Source organism: Rickettsia sp. TH2014 (genome assembly GCF_019249195.1).
Lineage (GTDB): Bacteria > Pseudomonadota > Alphaproteobacteria > Rickettsiales > Rickettsiaceae > Rickettsia > Rickettsia felis.
This window is the reverse complement of the sequence record NZ_MXAX01000238.1, coordinates 1-719: the sequence shown is the minus strand read 5'-3', so window position 1 is coordinate 719 and position 719 is coordinate 1. Positions and strand designations below refer to the sequence as shown.

Sequence of the window (719 nt, the reverse complement as noted above, 5' to 3'; positions counted from 1 at the left end):
ATAATTTTTATAATGTCTGTAAGATTAAATCTTGACTTCTACAAGAGTATTGCTTAGAATCATCTTGGAACAACTAAGGTTGTTCTGGAGTGTAGAAACCTCCATCAACAGGCAGTAAACCACCGTTAAATTGGTTTATTCCTCGATATTTTACGGTCGGGGAGGTAGTAGTCATGTTCAGGGCTTAGAGTATAACTTTAAGCCTAAAAACTACTCAGCTGTTCTTGTTGACGGTGTTTCTAACTCCCTGATCACCAATTTCTTGGTGATCAAACTTGAATCATTTAAGTTTAATCAGGAGGACTAAGCCGTTATGAACACTAAAACAGCAGAAGAAAGAACAGCTATCATTGAGCCGTATCTAGTTTATCATTATAGATAAAGATTTATTACATGAAATTTATCCGAATGGAATGGGTATGGTAAATATAGAACTTATTTTAGCTAAGAAGCCTTACAACACATATGCTTACTATAAGTTAATCAGAAATTTATTCAAATTACCATACCGAAAAATTATACTTATAATCGATAAACAACTTTTAAAAGCATCTCTTGGCTTATTTCGTTCAATTATTCTCGGCACTTTATTATATCTAAACTTAGTTAAAATTTTTATCTATGATAAGAATGATTTTGTATTGAATATACAAGCTCTAAAAAGTAACGAAAATTACTTTTTGCCATATAAAATTAGGTCATGCCTCCATATTGCAGTT

The 719-nt window shown here is 31.4% G+C and carries 1 protein-coding gene; it reads left to right on the top strand.

The genetic code is table 11. The features are described from left to right. Positions 1-419: 419 nt before the first annotated feature. On the top strand, positions 420-719 hold a 300-nt coding region (locus KYQ89_RS04775; RefSeq protein ID WP_256621361.1), incomplete at its 3' end, for a hypothetical protein.